The sequence below is a fragment of the Rathayibacter sp. PhB179 genome (assembly GCF_004345345.1).
Classification (GTDB): Bacteria; Actinomycetota; Actinomycetes; order Actinomycetales; family Microbacteriaceae; genus Rathayibacter; species Rathayibacter festucae.
The window spans coordinates 779634-797197 of record NZ_SLVD01000001.1 but is presented as its reverse complement, the minus strand read 5'-3'; the positions used below and the strand labels follow the sequence as shown (position 1 = coordinate 797197).

Here is a 17564-nt window from a genome sequence, read left to right as displayed (position 1 = left end):
AGTGGGTCGAGATCGTCCGGGCGGCTAGTCGACGTACGCCCCCTCGACGCCGAGTGCTTCGATGTCCAGGCCGGTCCCGGACTCGATCATGTCGCTCGAGGGGCCGTCGACGACGACCGTGTACACGTCCCAGGTCTTCGCCACCGTGCCGGGAAGCGCGCCGTAGTTCTGGACGGTGTCGTGCACCGTCAGGACCCAGACCGGGCGGTCCGCTGCGATCTGCAGGTCGGAGCCCAAGCCCGGAGCGATCCTCCGCAGATCTCCGTAGGCCAGGGCGGCGGCGAAGACGGGGATCTTCTCGGCGCCGTCGTTGCCCGCTCGCAGGGAGCCGACGAGCTCGGAGACCGGCACCAGGGGCTCGGTCGTGTCGTACGGCTGCAGAGCCGGGAAGTCCGCCACCCGCTCCGCGACGGCCTCCTCCGGGGAGATCGTGTGCTCGCCGCCCGCGGCATCGTGGTGGGCGATCTGCTCGGGGCCGCGTGCAGCGTCTTCGCCGGCTTTCATGGCGGAGACGCTCGTCGTCGTCGTCGCGACCACGCCTGCCGCGAGCAGCACGCCGGCGACGCCCAGCGCGATCCGCGTGCTTCTCATCGGAAACCCCGTCTCGAGTCCGTCCCGGATGTCGTGAGCGTAGCGGCGGAGGAGCTCGTCTCCTAGGGGTCCGACAGGACGAGGAGGCTTCACGGCCCGTACGACGACAGCACGCCGGCGACCCTCTCGGCCGCTGCTGCTCCCTCGAAGACCTCGCCGTCAGCGGCGGGCTCGTACCGACCGGCTTGGATACGCTCCGCCCAGGCGGAATACGCGCGCTGCTCGTCGTCGCTGACCGGTCCGCCGATCAGCGGGTCCGTCTGTGGAGTGCTGCTCATGGCGGGGTCCTCCGTTCCTCGGTGGTCTCCGTGCCCGCTCGAGAGTCGAGCGACGCAGAGGCGTGACGTGGAAGATCACGACGTCCTGAGCGCGCAGATTCAAGTGCGCGAAGACTTCGATCATCGCGGTTCCGTCGCGGCCGGGCCCGATGAACAGGGCCACCGGAATCAGCCTTTGCGGCATCGCTTCCCCAGGAAACTGCAAAAGCCCCACATCACGCGGGGCTCTCACACGAGTAACGAGCAGATCCTGTCTGCCGTTGTTCCCGGCGAGATTAGCACCGGACGCCGCCCCCTGGTCGAGCCTCTCGTCACCGGCTGAGGTCATTGCGATCAGCGCACCGGCCACGGATGGTCGACGTGCACCGCTCTCCGCGGGCTCATGCGGGCGTCGCCGGGCTCCCGCGCCGCTGACGCGCGAGGATCGGCCGCAGAGACGGTGAAGACGCCGACGCTCCAATGGCGCTTCGAGCGGCGTCCTGGCGCTTCGCGAGGGTGTCGTCGCGGAAGAGCCGCGCAGGAGCGGGACCGGAGGACGAAGTTTCACGGCCCGTACGACGACAGCACGCGGGCGACGTCGTAGAGCTCCCGCTGGAGCCGGCGCGCGAGCCGCGCGCCCTCGCGCAGCCTCTCCGCGGTGTCGACGCTCCCGTCCCACCCGTCGAAGACGTCGCGGTGCGTGAGCCAGACCTCGATCCAAGCCTGCAGATCGGTCGTGAAGGCGGAGGACACCCCGAAGTCGCTCGGCTCCCGGGGACCTTGGTCGTCCCACAGCGCACCGTCGTGCCCGGGCCCCAGGAAGAAGCGGAGGTCGACGAGCTCACCCGCGTCGGCGCGGCGCGCGTGCTCGACGACCCGCTCGGGGCTGATCCCCTCCGGCACCGGCCACTCCACCTGGGTCACCGGATCCACGACCCACTCGCCGGTCGGCCACTCCGCGACACTCTCCACGCCACCAGCATGACCGACGCCGATCGCCGCCCCGGGTGTGCAGAGCTGCATGACGCGCCACGGAACGCGCACGCCACCGTCGCAGCCCGGCTCGACTGCGAAGGTGATGCCTTCGACGTCGACAACGACGCCGCCTTTCACAGGGGGAACCCCCTCGCCGCCCGATGTCTCTTCACTGATTCATCCGATCCCGACCCACCGTTCCTCTCGGCCGATCCGCGTCTGCATCGAGCGAGAGCGTCTCGCGGGTCCGATCGGCGGGCCACCGACTCACGCACGGGGAGAACATGACATCGCTATCGAGACGACTGGTCGTCGCGGGAGCCGCCGGAGGCCTGTCGCTCCTGACGGTGGAACACCTGTTCGGCCCGGCAGCGGCCGCCCGCGCCGCTTCCCCTCCGGAGAGCAACGGTGCTGTCGACCCGGCGAGACTGACCACGGTCGCCGGCAGTGCGGGGACCGTGCTGCTCGAACGATCGACTGCGGCGAAGTGGACGGCGATGGTCGCGGCGTGCAGGGCTGCGACGGGAGTCACGATGGTCGTCACCTCTCCGGACGGCGGCTACCGGGACCTCGTCCAGCAGCAGTACCGCTACGAGCACCCCGAGGGCCCGGTGTCCATCGCCCGCCCGGGCTCGTCGACGCACGGCTTCGGAACAGCGGTCGACATCTGGAACAGGCAGCACGACTGGCTCGTCCGTCATGCCCGCGAATTCGACTTCACGCAGACCTTCTCGAGCGAACCCTGGCACTGGCAGTACACAGGCTCGACATCGACCATCGGCCCCGACACAGAGGATGACGAAATGAACATGATCGTGATTTACCAGGACGCCGGAAGCGGTCGCGGCCCGAGCTACGGGAGCACGGCCGTCATCACTTCCCGACGGGGCTTCGTGCAGACCAGCACCGGTCTCGAGAACCGCGACGAGCTCACCGCATGGACCTCCATCGCGGGCGCTCTCGGCATCACGATCATCGAGAAGCACGTCGACGCCAACGGCTTCACCATGGCCGGGCGGTTCTGACCGGGATTCCGACCCGCGCGAAGAAGGGCTGCCACCTGCTCCAGAGGTGGCAGCCCTTCTTCGCGCCCGGGAGTATGCGCGGCGAACCGCCCGCTCTCCGCGCCGGTGGCGCGTGCTCACTCCGCCGCTGTCAGCCCCTGCCCCGGAGCGCGACGCATGATGGCGGGATGTTCATCCCGACCCGAGCCGCCGGTCTCGAGGCGCTCGACGACTTCGTCGCGCGCGCCGGCTCCGCCTACACGCGCGAGCGCAATCACGACCACGGACCGTCCCGGAGCAACGTCTCCGGGCTCTCCCCGTACCTCCGCCACCGGCTCGTCACCGAGCGGGAGGTCGTCGCCGCCGTCCTCGCCCGCCACACGCTCACCGCCGCGGAGAAGTTCGTCCAGGAGGTGTTCTGGCGCACCTACTGGAAGGGCTGGCTCGAGCAGAACCCCGAGGTGTGGCGCCGCTACCGCCGCGAGGTGAGCGACTTCGAGGGGCACCTCCCGACCGGCTACGCCGACGCGATCGAGGGCCGGAGCGGCATCGACGCGATGGACGCCTGGGTGCAGGAGCTCGTCGAGACCGGGTACCTGCACAATCACACGCGCATGTGGTTCGCCAGCATCTGGATCTTCACCCTCGGCCTGCCCTGGCAGCTCGGCGCCGACTTCTTCTACCGGCACCTGCTCGACGGCGACGCCGCCTCCAACACCCTCTCCTGGCGCTGGGTCGCCGGCCTGCAGACCCCGGGCAAGACGTACCTCGCGACCGCGTCCAACATCGCCAAGTACACCGAGGGCCGCTTCTCGCCGCAGGGCCTCGCCACCTCGGCGCCCGCGCTCAGCGAGGAGCACTTCCCGCCCCGGACGCCGATCGAGCCGGACGACGTCGTCGGCACCCTCGGCACCCGCCCCGGCCTGCTGCTGCACGAGGAGGACCTCGACGCGGGGAGCCTCCTCGCCGAGCAGCCCGGGCTGGCGGAGCGGCTGATCGCGACCGCGGCCGTCGCCGACCCGGGGGAGCGCTCGCCCTTCGCGGTCTCCGAGGCGGTGCAGGACTTCACCGCCGCGGCGATCGCCGACGCCGCGGAGCGCACGCCGGACAAGGGCGGCCGGCCGGCGCGCGTGCTGGCCGATGCGCTGCCCGCAACGGTCGTCGGCTGGGCGGCGTCCGAGCGGCTCGACACCGTGGTGGTCCCGTACGCGCCGGTCGGCCCCGTGCAGGAGCGGCTGGACGCGCTCCGCTCCGCCCTCGCTCAGGAGGGGATCGCGCTCGTCACGGTGCGCCGCCGCTGGGACGGCACCGCGTGGCCGTCGGCCGTGCGCGGGTTCTTCGCCTTCAAGAAGCGGATCCCGACGCTGGTCCGCGGGCTGGACGAGCCGGAGGACGCGGTCCGGCTGTTCTGAGCGGCGGGGACCTCGGAACGGCTGCTGCTGGACGTCGAGAGCGCAACCGACGAGCAGGTCGCGGACGCAGAGCGACTCCGACGGCCCTGAGAGGGGGCGCGCCCAGCGCGTACCCTCGTGCCATGTCCGTTCCTCCTGCTCCGGCGACGATCATCGACGTGGCGCGGGTCGCAGGCGTGTCGCGGCAGACGGTCAGCCGTGCTCTCAACGACATGGCGGATGTCCGGGCGACGACGAAGGCGCGTGTGATCGCGGCGGCGCGGGAGCTGAACTACCGTCCGAACCGGGCGGCGCAGAGCATGGTCCGCGGGCGCCGCACGATCATCGGGCTCGTGCTCGAGGACCTGAGCAACCCGTACTTCGCGGAACTCGCCGCGGCGGTGAACCGGGTCGCGGCCGACCGGGACTGGGGCGTGCTGCTCTGCGACGTCGGCACGGACCGGGGGAAGGCGCGCGGGCAGCTCGCGACGATCGTCTCGGGCGTCGACGCGCTGGTGCTCACAGGCTGCCGCACGGACACCCTGTCGCTGCTGCCCGAGGACGTGCTGCGGGGCGGGCAGCGGCGACTGCCGCTGGTGATGATCGACGGGCCCGCCGACGAGCGCTTGAACGGGCGGGTCGTGCTCGAGGTCGAGCAGGGGGTCCGGGCGGCCGTCGATCGTCTCGTCGCGCAGGGCCGGCGCCGGATCGCGTTCCTCGGTTCGGAGGTGGGGACCGACGTCCGCCGCGACGTCTTCCGCGCAGGTCTCGAGGAGCACGACCTGTCCTGGCGGGACCTGCCGGCACTCGTCGCGGAGGAGAGCATGGAGGGCGGTATGCGCGGGGCCGGCGAGCTGCTGGAGCAGTGCCCGGAGCTCGACGCGGTCCTCGTCTACAACGACATCATGGCGCTGGGCGTGCTCAAGACGCTGGCGAGGGCCGGGCGCCGCGTGCCCGAAGAGGTGGCGGTGATCGGCGTGGACGGCCTCGACATCGGCCGACTCGTCACGCCCGAGCTGACGACCCTGGCGATCGACAAGGCTCGGCTCGCGGAGGCGGCCGTCACGCTGCTCGAGCGGGCCTTCTCCGACGGCGGAACGGGGCCGGTGGGGGAGTCCGTCGTCGGGCTCACACTCCTCCTGCGCGACTCCGCCTGACCGCGACTGCACGGGTCGGCGCACCGATGCGCTCGCCCAGGCTTTCTTTCTCTGCAGAAATCGGAACGTTCACGGTTCTGCGTGGACCTCTGCTAGCGTCTGGCCTGTGAACGTTCACGGCACCGCCCTCGCTCCCTCCCGCCACTCGACCACCGCGTGGCGGAACGCCGTCATGGTGATGTTCGCCCTCGGGGGCGTCACGGTCTCCACCTGGGGTCCGCGACTCCCGAGCATCCGCGATTCCCTGGGGATCGGGGACGCCGTGATCGGCCTCGCCCTGGCAGGCGTGACCGTCGGCTCGATCGCCGGCCTGGGCGTCGCGGCGCTGCTGCTGTCGAAGCTCGGTGCCCGGCGCGCGATCCTCGGCGCCCTCCTGACGACCGCTGCCGGCGTGGCCGTCGTCGGTCTCGGAGCCGGAGTCGCCGGCTCCCTCGGCATCACGATCGTCGGGTTCGTCGCGGTCGGCCTGGGGGTCGGCTCGCTCGACGTGATGATCAACGTCGAGGGTGCAGCGGTCGAGGCCGCCGTGCAGAAGACGCTGATGCCGCTGCTGCACGCGGCCTGGTCGGCGGGCGCGATCCTCGGCTCCGTGATCGGCGCCGGCGCATCGGCGGCCGGGATCCGCTTCGAGTGGCAGTTCTGCGCCGAGGCGGTGCTGATCGCGATCGCCGGCCTGATCGCGGTCCGCTACCTTCCGGCGGCGCAGGCCGTCGAGGCGAGCGCCGCGGGAGCCCCGGCCTCGAGTGGCTGGCGTCAGCGGCTGCGGGTCCTGGCCGACTGGCGGCTTCTGCTCATCGGCGTGGTCATGTTCGGCGCCGAGCTGGGGGAGGGGACCGCGAACAGCTGGCTGTCGCTCTCGGCCCGGGACGGCCACGGACAGACGGAGACGGTCGCCGCGCTCTTCTTCACGGTCTTCGCCCTGGGTGAGACGATCGCTCGCGTCGTCGGCGGCCCGGTCGTCGACCGCATCGGCCGCGTCGCCACCATCCGGATCACGGCCGCCGTCGGGGTGCTGGGACTCGTGCTGTTCATCCTCGGTGGGCCCACCTGGCTGATCCTCCTCGGGACGGTGCTCTGGGCGGTCGGCGTCTCGATGGGCTTCCCCCTGGGCATGTCCGCCGCCGCCGACAGCGGTCCGAACCCGGCCGCCCGCGTCAGCATCGTCGCCTCCGTCGGCTACCTCGCGAACCTCGCCGGCCCGCCCGTCATCGGCGGCCTCTCGGAGTCGTTCGGGCTCCTCAACGCCTTCTGGCTCGTCGCCGCACTGCTGGCCGCCGCGTTCCTCGCCGCCGGCGCCTACGGCCGGCGCGGCACCCCGATCCCGTCCGACTGAGCACCGAAGGGCCGATCGCCGATGCCTCGACCTCTCCACCCCACCACCGACTCCGCACGCCGGCTCGGAGCGCACCTGCGCCGAGCCCGGCTGGAGCGGGGGCTCCGCCAGGAGGACCTCGCGCGCGACGCAGGCGTCGGAACCGCGACCCTGCGCCGCATCGAGCGCGGCGACCAGGACAACCCCAGCGTCTTCGTCGTCCTCCGCCTGCTGAACCGGCTCGATCTTCCCGCCGCGACCCTGGACAGGATCGTCGGCTAGCGGACGTCGATGTCCGATGCCGCGTGCAGCCTCGTCCCTCAGGACGCCCTCGACTCGCGGGGCCGGGAACCGACGTGTGGATGCATCCGAGCTCGCCGGTCGGCACGGTGTCAGTGCGGGAGCAGATCCTCGATCGCCACGAGTTCGGTCGCCGAGAGGGGCGGCGCGTCGAGGGCCGCCACGTTCTGCTCCAGCTGCTGCACGCTCGAGGCGCCGATGATCGCCGAGGTGACAGCGGAGGAGCGCAGCACCCAGTTCAGGGCGAGCTGGGCGATGCTCTGGCCGCGCCCGTCCGCGATCTCCTTCAGGCCCTGGATCAGCCGCTGGTAGTCGCCCTCGAGGGCCCCGGGCTTGAGGAAGTGCCCGACCGCGGCGCGCGAGTCCGGCGGGATCTCGCCGGAGAGGTAGCGGTCGGTGAGCAGCCCCTGCTCCAGCGGGGAGAAGACGATGGCGCCGATGCCCTCCCGCTCCACGAGATCGAGCAGCCCCGACTCCTCGGGCCGGCGGTCGAGCATCGAGTAGCGGGGCTGGTGGATCAGCAGCGGCACCCCGTGCGCGGCGAGCGCGTCGCGGGCGGCGATCGTCTGCTCGGGCGAGTAGTTCGAGACGCCCGCGTAGAGGGCCTTGCCCTGCTGGATCGCAGTCGCGAGCGCGCCCATGGTCTCCTCGATCGGGGTCTCGGGGTCGGGGCGGTGCGAGTAGAAGACGTCGACGTACTCGACGCCGAGGCGGCCGAGGCTCTGGTCGAGCGAGGAGAGCAGGTACTTGCGCGAGCCGTGATCGCCGTAGGGGCCGGGCCACATGTCGTAGCCGGCCTTCGTGGAGAGGACCAGCTCGTCGCGGTACGGGCGCAGGTCCTCCGCGAGGATCCGGCCGAACGCCGTCTCGGCGGAGCCGTAGGGCGGGCCGTAGTTGTTGGCGAGGTCGAAGTGGGTGATCCCGAGGTCGAAGGCTCGGCGGACGATCGCGCGCTGGGTCTCGATCGGCTTCGTCTCGCCGAAGTTGTGCCACAGGCCCAGCGAGAGGGCGGGCAGCTTCAGGCCGCTGCGGCCCGAGCGGTTGTAGGTCATGCGGTCGTAGCGGGTGTCGGCGGGGTGGTGGGTCATGGCGTGTCTCCAGAGAGCGGTGATGTGGTCGGCGTCGTGTCGTCAGGCCGGAACTGCCGGGGACGGCGGGTCTCGATACGCCCCTGCGGGGCTACTCGACCAGCATGTGGGGCCTGCGGGGCTGCTCGGTCGGCAGGGGGAGCCTGCGGGGCTGCTCGGCCGGCGGGAAGGGCCGGCGGGCGGCGTGGGCGGAGGCGGCGAGTGCGTGCGGTCCGCCCGCGACCTTGGTGACGACTCGAGCTCCGGGATCCACCCCGAGGAAGCGCTGCAGGGTGTCGGGATCGAGCAGGCTCGGGACGGTGTCGTCGGTGCGGACGGGGGCGTGGCTGTCGCTGAACGCGGGGCCGAGCGGCGTGGCCGTGTCGCTGACTCCCGAGACGCCGAGCATCGCCAGGGTGCCGGCGTCGCACGCGGCGCGCGCGTGCTCGAGCGGGCCGTCGAGGCGGCGGGTCTCGAGGTAGGAGCGGCCCCAGTTGATCGCGGTGCCGAGGCCGTGGCGGGCGGCGAGCTCGAGCTCGGTCGGCAGGTCGAGGAAGCCCTTCGCCGGGTCCGGTCCCTCGAAGGAGTCGCAGTGCTCGATCACGAACCGCACGCCGTGCGCGTTCCACTCGGCGATCTCGGCGAGACTCCGCGAGAACGCCGCCCGGGCCGCCCCTGCGGAGCCGCGGGTCGTCCGCGGCGCCGAGTGGAGCAGCACGGCGTCGACGACCGACCGCTGCTCGCGGTCGTTCGCCGCCGCGGCCGCCCTCATGGCCCGCCGCACCAGGGCGACCGCCGCGCCCCGGCGCTCCTCGACCGGATCCGCCAGCCCGACCCCGCGCTCGAGCACCGCCGGCAGCAGGGTGAGCACGTGCGTCCCCCCGCGGCGCAGCAGCCGCAGCAGCTCCGCCTCGTCGGGCACGAAGGCGCTGCCGAACGGGATCTCGAACCCCGAGCACCCGGTGACGAGCGCGATCCGCTCGTGGAAGGCGTCGAAGGCCGCCGCGTCGCGACGCGCGTGCTCCGGCAGCGACGGGTACGCCCCGACGAGCATCTAGCGGGCGCCGTCGACCCGCGCCGCCCCGGGGAGGCGCAGGTCGCGGATGTAGGCGGCGAGCTCCAGCAGCGGTGCGCCCTCGTGCGCGCCGATGCCCTCGGGCTTCCAGCGGCTGATCGGCTCGATCGCCAGACGCGAGCTGTGCCGGAGGTAGTACTTCGCCGAGGTCGGGTAGCGGGAGTTGATCGTGTGCTCGGCGACCGTCAGCAGGCGCTGCACGGCGACGGCCGTCTCGGCGGGCTCGTCGTCGTAGTGCTCGCAGAGCCAGGCCACGTGCTCCGGGTAGATGTTCGCGGCGTAGCCGCTGAGGCCCGCGGCGCCCGCACGGAGCGAGTCGGTGAGGGAGGAGATCTGCGCGTTGTAGAGCTTCAGCCGGGTGCCCGCGATCGCGGCGAGCCGCTCCTGCATGGTGTCGAGCGAGTGCGAGGTGTCCTTGTAGAAGACGAAGCGGCCGGTCCCGGCCATCCAGGCGACGTTCTCGGTCGAGGGCAGGCGCTTGAACGGCACCGGGCACTCGTAGATCCCGAAGTCGACCCCCGGCACGGTGTCGAGGATGTGCTGCACCGTCGCGCGCCACTCCTCCTCGGTGGTGGTGAGCCCGCCGACCAGCGAGGAGATCAGCACGACCGCGTCGACCCCGGTCGCGGCCATCGCGGCGGCGGACGCGGCCTGCTCCTCCGCGGTGCCCGAGGAGACGGAGGAGGCGACCACCGGAACGCGGCCGGCGGAGCGGGCGACGACCCGCGTCGCGAGGGCGAGGCGCTCCTCCTCGGTGAGGTCGTACATCTCGCTGGAGAGCGCGACGGTGAAGATGCCGGCGGCGCCGTTGTCGATCAGCCAGTCCGTGAGGGCGTCGACCTGCTCGAGATCGAGCGAGCGGTCCTCGCGGAACGGGGTGAGCATGACGGGCCAGCCGCCGTCGGGGAGGGTGCTGCCGGTCGCCGTCGGGGCGGTGGCGGTCTCGGTGGTGGTCATGTCGATCCTTCGGTGTGAGAGAGGTGGTCGGCGCGGAGAAGCGGTCGGACAGGGCGGTCGGCGGGGCGGGGCGGTCAGCCCTTGAGCGATCCGCTGACGAGGTCGAGGCGCCAGTAGCGCTGCAGGAAGAGGAAGAGCGCGATCAGCGGGATGGTCGAGACGAGGCAGCCCATGATCACGACGTTGTAGGTGTTGGGCTGGTCGTTGCCCTGGTTCATCAGCGAGTAGAAGCCGACCGTCAGCGGGAACATGTCGGTGCGCGAGAGCATGATGAAGGGGAGCAGGAAGTTGTTCCAGATGCCGACGAAGTGCAGCAGGAACACGGTGATCAGCCCCGGCACCATCGGGTAGACGGCGATCCGCGAGAAGATCCGCCACTCGCTCGCCCCGTCGATCCGCCCGGCCTCGAGCATCTCGGTGGGCACGACCGCGGTGGCGTAGATGCGGCAGAGGTAGATGCTGAACGGGCTGATCATGCACGGCAGCAGCACCGACCAGTAGGTGCCGGCGATCCCGACGGAGGAGAGCAGCAGGTACTGCGGGATCGCGAGGATCACCCCGGGGATGAGCACCCCGATCAGCAGGAAGTTGAAGACCAGCTTCTTCCCGCGGAAGGAGTACTTCGCGAGGCCGTAGCCGGCGAGAGCGGAGACCGCGGTGCCGAGCAGCCCGCCGCCGCCGGCGAAGATCAGGCTGTTCAGGCACCAGGACCAGAACGCGCCGTTGCCGACCCCGAGCAGCAGGGCGAAGTTCTCCTGGAACCCGCCGGTGAAGCTCGGCCAGAGCGAGAACGTGGTGAACAGCTCGCCCGAGCGCTTGGTCGCTGCCGTGAAGAGCCAGAAGACGGGCAGGAGGCAGTACACGGCCCCGACGAGCAGGACCGCTGTGGGCCAGAACGCGGCCCGCGGCCGGGTGACCGTGGGGCCGCGGCGGCGCCCGCGGACCGACTGCGCGGCCCGGCGCGGGTCCTCGAGGACGGGCGGGAGCTTGGTGAGGGTGTCGGTCATGATCAGTCTTCTCCGAAGGCGCGCGACTGCAGGAACCGCAGCAGGCCGAGCGAGGCGATGAGGGTGAGGAGGGTGACCACGACCGAGGTCGCCGACGCGGAGAACAGGTCGTTGGTCACGAAGGCGTCGCGGTAGATCAGCATCATCGGCACCCAGTCCGAGCCGATCACCGTGGTGAGCGTCACGAGCGTGTTCGGCTCCGAGAAGACCTGCAGCGCCCCGATGACGGAGAAGAGCCCGGTCATGATCACTCCCGGCACGATCAGCGGCAGCTTGATCCGCAGCGCGAGCTGGCGCTCGGAGCAGCCGTCGATGCGGGCGGCGTCGTAGATCTCGGACGGCAGACCGCGCAGCGAGGTGTAGAGGATCACCATGTTGAAGCCGACCGAGCCCCAGATCGCGATGTTCGCGACCGAGAGGAACACCGATTCCGGGCCGAGGAAGACCGGAGCGGGCAGCCCCAGAGCGGTCGCCGCGTCGACGAAGGGGCTGACGCCCGGCAGGTAGAGGAACCCCCACATCAGCGCGGCGATCACGCCCGGCACCGCGTAGGGCACGAAGATCGCGATCCGCGAGAACCGGCCGAAGCGGGTGGAGAGGTTGTCGAGCAGGAGCGCGAACACCAGCGCGAGGATCATCGTGACCGGCACCGAGAGCAGCGCGTAGGTCAGCATCCGGCCGAAGCCGGCCCAGAGCGCGGGGTCGGACAGGGTCCGCGCGTAGTTGTCGAAGCCGACGAACGTCTCCTTCTTCACGCCCAGCCCGCTGCCGCTGACGGTGTTGCCGCGGAAGCTGAGCCAGACCGTGTAGAGCAGCGGGAGGGCGAGGAGTGCGACGGCGAGCAGGACCGCGGGGGCGACGAAGAACCAGGGTGCCGCGCGCGGGGCGAGGGTCGAGGGGCGCCCGGTCCGGGGCGCGGCGGTGGCCGTCACGGGAGCCTCACTGCCCGGCGACGTCGTAGCCGGACTTCTCGAGGTCCGCGACGGTCGCCTCCTGCACGCTCGCGAGGGCCTCCGCGAAGCTGCCCTTCTCGTTGACGGCGGCGCTGAAGGCGTTGTTGAAGGCGTCGTAGGCGACCGAGACGTTCGGCCCCCAGGTCACCGAGGCCGTCATCTGGTCGATCTCGTCGGCGGTGGCGTAGAAGTCGGTCTGCTCGGGCAGCAGCGCCGGGGCCTGCTGCAGCTCGGGCAGCTCGCGGCCGGAGAGCGCGGCGGGCCAGATGCTGGCGTACTCGATGTACGCCTCGAGGGCCTCGGTCGAGGTGTTCAGCCAGAGCGCGAACTCGCGCGCCTGCTCCGGGTGGTCGGAGCCGGTGGTCACGATCGTGCCGCTGCCGCCCAGGACTCCGGAGCTCGGGTCGGACGGGGTCCACTGCGGGATCGGCACCGCGGCCCACTTCCCGATCGTGTCGGGCGCGTTGTTCTGCAGCAGCGGGGGAGTCCAGACCGCGCCGAGCCAGCTGGCCAGCGTGCCGTCGGCGAGCGCGGCCTGCCACTCGGGGGTGAAGGTCTTGAAGGTCGCGAGGCTGCCGTCGTCGACCAGGCCCTGCCAGTAGTCGGCGACCTTCTGCGAGGCGGGGTCGTCGATCGCGACCGTCCAGGTGCCGTCCTCCTGGCTCCACCACTCGGCGCCGGCCTGCTGGCTGAGCCCGGCGAACAGCTGCGCGTCGTTCGCGGGGAAGGTGGCGAGGTACTTCGTCGGGTCCGCGGCGTGCAGGGCGCGGGCGGCGTCGGCGTACTCGTCCCAGGTGGTCGGGACGGCCAGGCCGTTGGCCTCGAAGATGTCGGTGCGGTAGTAGAGGAACATCGGCGCGGTGCCCTGCGGGACGGCGTAGTTCACGTCGTCGAACGTCGTCAGCTCCCAGGCGGGGCCGGCCGTCTCGGCCTCCCGGTCACCCATGATCGAGGTGACGTCGGAGGCGATCTCGCTCGTGATCAGGTTCGGCAGGTTCTCGTAGGTGGTGTTCGAGAGGTCCGGCAGGGTGCCGGCCTGCTTCGCCGCGCTGAGCTTCGCGACGATCTCCGCGCCGCCGGTCGAGGTGTTGACCTCCACCTGGATGTCGGGGTTCGCCTGGTTCCAGACGTCGACGATCTTCTCGATGTTGGGGGCCCACGACCAGTACTCGAGGGTGACGGGGCCGTCGGCGTCGCCTGTCGCGGCCGGGCTGGTCGCGCCGGTGCAGCCCGCCAGGAGGGCGGCGGCGGCGAGGGCGGTCACGGCCGCGAGCGGCCTGTGGAACTTCGTCGTTCTCATCGGTGTCTTCATCCCTGCGTGAATCCTCTGCTGCTCTGCAGAAGGCGCGTCGCGTCGTGGATCCGGGTTTCGTTACCGGTAACGAACTGTGCGACAGGATCACCGTAGAGCGCTGTCTTCGTCACCGCAAGGGTGAATCGTTACCGGTCACGATTCGGGGATCGGAGGGTCCGCGGTCGTGGTTGCGCGGGCTCGCGGATCCCTCAGGCGGGAGGGGCGGTCGACGCGCGCACGACGAGCTCCGGCGCCGGGTAGTCGACGGCGCCCGCCCGGTCGGACTCCTCGACCAGGGCGATCAGCGCCAGCGCGGAGGCGCGGCCCATCGCCGTGAAGTCCTGGCGCACAGTCGTCAGCGGCGGGTGGAAGAACTCCGCCTCGGCGATGTCGTCGAAGCCGACGACGCTGACGTCCTCGGGGATCCGCCGGCCGTTGTCGTGCAGCCAGAGCAGCAGTCCGAGCGCCATCCGGTCGTTCGCGGCGACGACCGCCGTGACGCCGGCCTCCGCGAAGAGCTGCGGAGCCGCCGCGTAGCCGGAGCGGGAGGACCAGTCGCCGTGCACAAGTGGACGGGTGGGCAGCGCCGCCTCGGCCATGCACTGCTGGTAGGTGCGCGCGCGGTCCTGCGCGGAGATCCAGCGCTCGGGGCCGGCGAGGTGCGCGATGCGCTGGTGGCCGAGCTCCAGCAGGTGCGAGACGGCGAGCCGCGTGCCGACCACCGACGAGCCGTCCGTCCGCTCGCCGCCGCGGTCGATGTGGATCGGGATCGGGAGATCGAGCGTGCGCAGCGCCGCATCGACCTCGTCGGTGGGCGCCGTGGCGAGGATGCCCTCCAGGTCCCGGCTGCCGAGCGCGTCCAATGCGTCGGCGAGCTCGACGTCGTCGGAGGTGTCGAGGCTGATGATGTCGAGCGAGTAGCCGGCCCGGCGGGCGGCGTCGCTCGCCCCCTGCATCGTCTTGCCCGGACCGGTCCCGGACAGCTCGTGCACCAGTGCCCCGAGGCGGTGCGTGCGCCGGGTGGCGAGCGAGCGGGCGGTGGCGTTGGTCCGGTAGTTCAGCGTCCGCAGCGCCTCCTCGACCCGGACCCGGTTCGCCGGGCGGATGCCGCCGGTCCCCGTCAGGAACCGCGACACCGTCTGATGCGAGACCCCCGCTGCCCGGGCGACGTCGTAGATGGTCGCCGCGCGCTGCTGCCTGTCGGCCATGCTCGTCCCCCGCCGCCTGATCCCGTGTTAGCGGTAACGATAGGGCAGTGGCCGCCCGGAGGCGGGGAGGAGCCGGGGCGGGGTCGAGCCGAGAGCCGCTGAAGCAGGGCTCCTGGTGCGTCCGTCGCGGTCCCTGTCGAAAGCGAGTGTGCAGACCAGCCCCGCAGACGGCGGTGGGTCTCCTCTGCCTGAGACGCCCGCAGACATGCTGGTCGAGCAGCCCCGCAGGGGCGCATCGAGACCCGCCCACCCCAGCGACTTCGGTCGCGCTCAGGACCCGCTGAGCGCCGCCGCCTCCTCCTCCGCCACGTCCTTCTGCACGGCGAACTGCGTGCGGTGCAGCTCCTCGTAGCGGCCGGCCGCGGCGAGCAGCTCCTCGTGCGTGCCGCGCTCGACGATCGTGCCGTCCTCGATCACGAGGATCAGGTCGGCGCTGCGGATGGTGGAGAGGCGGTGGGCGATCACCATCGCGGTCCGGCCCTCGAGCGCCTCGCTGAGCGCCGCCTGCACCGCGGCCTCCGAGGTCGAGTCGAGCGCCGCCGTCGCCTCGTCGAGGATGACGACGCGCGGCTGGGCGAGCAGGAGCCTCGCGATGGTCAGCCGCTGGCGCTCGCCGCCGGACAGCCGGTAGCCGCGCTCGCCGACGAGGGTGTCCAGCTGGTCGGGCAGGGAGCGGATGAGCGGCTCGAGTCGCGCGCGGCGGAGGGCGTCCCACACCTCGTCGTCGGTCGACTCCGGCCGGGCGAGGCGCAGGTTGGACAGGATCGTCTCGTGGAAGAGATGGCCGTCCTGCGTCACCATGCCCAGGGTGTGGCGCATCGAGGCGAAGGTGACATCGCGGACGTCGGTGCCTGCCAGGCGCACCGCGCCGCTGTCGACGTCGTAGAGGCGCGAGAGCAGCTGCGCGATCGTCGACTTGCCGGCTCCGGACGTGCCGACGAGCGCGACGGTCTGCCCCGGCTCGATGCGGAAGGACAGGCCGTGCAGCACCTCCTCGCCGCCGCGGGTGTCGAGGACGGCGACCTCCTCGAGGGAGGCGAGGGACACCTTGTCCGCGGACGGGTAGGCGAAGCGGACGTCGTCGAACTCGACGGACACCGGGCCCTCGGGGACGGTGCCCGCGTCGGGCTTCTCCTGGATGAGCGGCTGGAGGTCGAGCACCTCGAAGACGCGCTCGAAGCTGACGACCGCGCTCATGATCTCGACGCGCGCGTTCGCGAGGCTGGTCAGCGGCGCGTAGAGCCGGGTGAGGAGGAGGGCCAGGGTGACCACCGCGCCGGTGTCGAGCTGCCCGCCGAGCGCGAGGACGCCGCCGAGCCCGTAGACGAGCGCGAGGGCGAGCGCGGAGACGAGGGTCAGCGCGGTGACGAAGACGAGCTGCAGCATCGCCGTGCGGACCCCGATGTCGCGGACGCGGGCGGCGCGGACGCGGAACTCCTCGGCCTCCTCGTCGGGCCGGCCGAACAGTTTCACGAGGGTCGCGCCGGGCGCCGAGAAGCGCTCGGTCATCTGCGTGCTCATCGCGGAGTTGTGGTCGGCGGCCTCGCGACGGAGCGCGGCGAGGCGGCTGCCCATCCGGCGCGCGGGGATGAGGAAGATCGGCAGCATGATCACCGCGAGCACGGTGACCAGCCAGGACGTGCTGAGCATGACGATCAGGGTGAGGACGAGCGCCACCACGTTCGTGACCACGCCGGAGAGCGTGCCGCTGAAGGCCTGCTGCGCGCCGATCACGTCGTTGTTGAGCCGGCTGACGAGGGCGCCCGTGCGGGTGCGGGTGAAGAACGCGATCGGCATCTTCTGCACGTGGTTGAAGACGGCGGTGCGGAGGTCGAGGATGACGCCCTCGCCGATCCGCGCCGAGTACCAGCGCGTGACGAGCGAGACGCCCGCGTCGGCCACGGCCACGACGGCGATGACCACGGCGAGCTGCACGATCGTGCCGACGGCACCCCGGGCGACGATGGTGTCGACCACCCGCCCGGCGAGCACCGGCGTCGCTACGGCGAGGAACGCGCCGACGACGGACAGGCCGATGAAGAGGAGGAGGCGGGCGCGGTAGGGGACCGCGAAGGTCATGATGCGGCGCACGGACTCGCGGGAGATGCCGTGCTTGCCGCCCTGGGCGGAGGAGATCCGGTAGAGGGAGCTCCAGGCGACGCCTTCCATGCTCATGTGTGTGGGGTCCTTTGGTGGGGTGAGGGGAGGTGATCGAGCTCGGTGTTGGCGTACGACCAGTGACTCGGTGTTGCCGAAAGCGGTACGGCCGACGACGAATGTGGCAGTGGTATTCGTCGCGGAGTCGCTGAGCACAGGTGACACGGACGCTGTGCTGCGCGGCGAGGAGGGGCGCGGCCCGGCAGCCGGACTGTTCACCCGGCTCGAGGAGGGCTGAGAGGGCACGAGGGCGACGAGACGAAGACCGCGATGCACTCTACGCCGCACTGATGAGCCGTGACGTCGTCATCGCCAGAGCGGTGGACGCTGGTTGCATCGACGTCGAACTTGACCGATTCCGAGCCTGAATCGAACACAACCGAGATGCGGACGCCGCGGTCCCTTCGGCCCCGGTCAGCGACCGGGTGGTCGACCCGCTGACGAACCCGAACTGGAAGTCAAATCTGCGTGTGTCTCGCCAAGATCGCGGAGCGTGCATGGCCGAGAAACAGGCGAACTGCACTGGCGTGCTTGAGTGCCCTCAAGCGCTGTGAAGCACCGCAACCCCCTCCAAGACATGTTGCGAATCACGGCCATCGTCTCAGCAAGCAACATCATCAGACCCGCGGATGATTCTTCCTAGACCGCTGCAGTCGGTTTGATAGACGAAAGTTGAACCATGCCGGGTGCCCCCCAGCGACGTGAGGCCGGCGGCAGCGAAGCAGCGGCCTTGGGTCCCCCCCTCGCCCCGTTCGCCGCCTCGCGCACCCGTTACTGCAACCGCTCAAACTCCGAGAGGACATCACGGGCTCCGGTCGAATACGAGTATGTCGACGGCTCCTCCGATGCGGCCCAACGA

Annotated in this window: 17 protein-coding genes; 6 read left to right on the top strand and 11 right to left on the bottom strand. The window is 71.2% G+C overall.

Translation table 11 applies throughout. From position 1 onward, the window contains the following. Positions 1 to 24 precede the first annotated feature (24 nt). Both EDF43_RS03710 and EDF43_RS03705 read right to left on the bottom strand, forming a co-directional pair. On the bottom strand, positions 25 to 591 hold the full coding sequence (locus tag EDF43_RS03710; RefSeq protein ID WP_132435587.1) for a hypothetical protein: 567 nt from the start codon (positions 589 to 591) through the stop codon (positions 25 to 27). An 89-nt stretch (positions 592 to 680) separates the two neighbouring features. Continuing rightward, positions 681 to 869, bottom strand: coding sequence for a hypothetical protein (locus EDF43_RS03705; protein ID WP_132435585.1), 189 nt, complete (start codon positions 867 to 869; stop codon positions 681 to 683). A 67-nt stretch (positions 870 to 936) separates the two neighbouring features. Here EDF43_RS03705 and EDF43_RS03700 point away from each other — a divergent pair, with 67 nt between their 5' ends. Beyond that, positions 937 to 1191: a hypothetical protein gene (locus EDF43_RS03700; RefSeq protein WP_132435583.1), complete on the top strand. Its 255-nt coding sequence runs from the start codon at positions 937 to 939 to the stop codon at positions 1189 to 1191. Between the two features lie 221 nt (positions 1192 to 1412). Here the strand turns inward: EDF43_RS03700 and EDF43_RS03695 are convergent, their stop codons facing one another. Beyond that, positions 1413 to 1820 (bottom strand): hypothetical protein, encoded by a 408-nt coding sequence (locus tag EDF43_RS03695; RefSeq protein WP_132435581.1) that lies wholly within the window; start codon positions 1818 to 1820, stop codon positions 1413 to 1415. A gap of 287 nt (positions 1821 to 2107) precedes the next feature. Between EDF43_RS03695 and EDF43_RS03690 the strand changes: the two genes are divergently transcribed. The 5 genes from EDF43_RS03690 to EDF43_RS03670 all read left to right on the top strand — a co-directional run bounded on the left by EDF43_RS03690 (position 2108) and on the right by EDF43_RS03670 (position 6969). Continuing rightward, on the top strand, positions 2108 to 2848 hold the full coding sequence (locus EDF43_RS03690; protein WP_132435579.1) for a M15 family metallopeptidase: 741 nt from the start codon (positions 2108 to 2110) through the stop codon (positions 2846 to 2848). Between the two features lie 167 nt (positions 2849 to 3015). Beyond that, entirely contained in the window at positions 3016 to 4239 is a 1224-nt protein-coding gene (locus EDF43_RS03685) for an FAD-binding domain-containing protein (RefSeq protein WP_132435577.1), read from the top strand. 122 nt (positions 4240 to 4361) lie between these two features. Beyond that, positions 4362 to 5375, top strand: a complete 1014-nt coding sequence (locus tag EDF43_RS03680) for a LacI family DNA-binding transcriptional regulator (RefSeq protein WP_123736067.1) — start codon at positions 4362 to 4364, stop codon at positions 5373 to 5375. 106 nt (positions 5376 to 5481) lie between these two features. Then, the gene (locus EDF43_RS03675) at positions 5482 to 6708 is read left to right on the top strand and encodes an MFS transporter (protein WP_243646214.1); all 1227 of its coding nucleotides are present in this window, start codon (positions 5482 to 5484) and stop codon (positions 6706 to 6708) included. A gap of 21 nt (positions 6709 to 6729) precedes the next feature. Further along, the gene (locus tag EDF43_RS03670; RefSeq protein ID WP_123731529.1) at positions 6730 to 6969 is read left to right on the top strand and encodes a helix-turn-helix transcriptional regulator; all 240 of its coding nucleotides are present in this window, start codon (positions 6730 to 6732) and stop codon (positions 6967 to 6969) included. A gap of 110 nt (positions 6970 to 7079) precedes the next feature. Here EDF43_RS03670 and EDF43_RS03665 read toward each other — a convergent pair whose 3' ends face one another. From EDF43_RS03665 to EDF43_RS03630, 8 genes are all read right to left on the bottom strand, one after another. Further along, positions 7080 to 8075: an aldo/keto reductase gene (locus tag EDF43_RS03665; protein ID WP_132435575.1), complete on the bottom strand. Its 996-nt coding sequence runs from the start codon at positions 8073 to 8075 to the stop codon at positions 7080 to 7082. Between the two features lie 91 nt (positions 8076 to 8166). Continuing rightward, positions 8167 to 9108, bottom strand: coding sequence for a DUF4862 family protein (locus EDF43_RS03660; protein WP_132435573.1), 942 nt, complete (start codon positions 9106 to 9108; stop codon positions 8167 to 8169). Then, positions 9109 to 10086 (bottom strand): dihydrodipicolinate synthase family protein, encoded by a 978-nt coding sequence (locus EDF43_RS03655; protein ID WP_132435571.1) that lies wholly within the window; start codon positions 10084 to 10086, stop codon positions 9109 to 9111. Between the two features lie 74 nt (positions 10087 to 10160). Further along, positions 10161 to 11093, bottom strand: a complete 933-nt coding sequence (locus EDF43_RS03650) for a carbohydrate ABC transporter permease (RefSeq protein ID WP_132435569.1) — start codon at positions 11091 to 11093, stop codon at positions 10161 to 10163. 2 nt (positions 11094 to 11095) lie between these two features. Beyond that, positions 11096 to 12025 (bottom strand): sugar ABC transporter permease, encoded by a 930-nt coding sequence (locus EDF43_RS03645; RefSeq protein ID WP_132435567.1) that lies wholly within the window; start codon positions 12023 to 12025, stop codon positions 11096 to 11098. A gap of 7 nt (positions 12026 to 12032) precedes the next feature. After that, positions 12033 to 13346 carry an extracellular solute-binding protein gene (locus EDF43_RS03640; protein WP_165909005.1) on the bottom strand — a complete coding sequence of 438 codons (1314 nt, stop codon included), beginning with the start codon at positions 13344 to 13346 and terminating at the stop codon, positions 12033 to 12035. Positions 13347 to 13549: 203 nt separating this feature from the next. Next, positions 13550 to 14548 carry a LacI family DNA-binding transcriptional regulator gene (locus EDF43_RS03635; RefSeq protein WP_132435563.1) on the bottom strand — a complete coding sequence of 333 codons (999 nt, stop codon included), beginning with the start codon at positions 14546 to 14548 and terminating at the stop codon, positions 13550 to 13552. A 270-nt stretch (positions 14549 to 14818) separates the two neighbouring features. Beyond that, a complete protein-coding gene (locus tag EDF43_RS03630; protein ID WP_132435561.1) occupies positions 14819 to 16723 on the bottom strand; it encodes an ABC transporter ATP-binding protein in 1905 nt (634 codons plus the stop codon). Between the last annotated feature and the right edge of the window lie 841 nt (positions 16724 to 17564).